This is a genomic window from Streptomyces sp. NPDC058674 (assembly GCF_042716505.1).
Taxonomy (GTDB): domain Bacteria; phylum Actinomycetota; class Actinomycetes; order Streptomycetales; family Streptomycetaceae; genus Streptomyces.
This window is the reverse complement of sequence record NZ_JBHXSC010000122.1, coordinates 1-294: the sequence shown is the minus strand read 5'-3', so window position 1 is coordinate 294 and position 294 is coordinate 1. Positions and strand designations below refer to the sequence as shown.

Here is a 294-nt window from a genome sequence, read left to right as displayed (position 1 = left end):
CACACGGATCGCGCACCGGGGCCCGGCACGCGCGTCGCGTGCCGGGCCCCCGGTCCTTCGGTACGGCCGCCGTCAGCCGAGGAGGCCTCCGACCAGGCCGGGCTTCCTGCTCGGAGCGTCCCCGCCGCCGGTGGCGCCCCCGCTGCCGCTCCCCGCGGAGGAGGCCGGCGGCTTCTGCGGGGCGGACTGCCGGGGGGTGGTGCGCGGGGTCTGCTGCCGGCCGGTGGTGCCCTTCGTCGCCGCGGGCGGCTTGGAGCCGGGCCCGGCGGTCTCCGGGGCGGTGGGAGGGGCGCG

Annotated in this window: 1 pseudogene; it reads right to left on the bottom strand. The window is 82.0% G+C overall.

The features are described 5' to 3' along the window. Positions 1–72: 72 nt before the first annotated feature. A pseudogene (locus tag ACFWU6_RS33180) lies at positions 73–294 on the bottom strand (hypothetical protein); the annotation flags it as partial.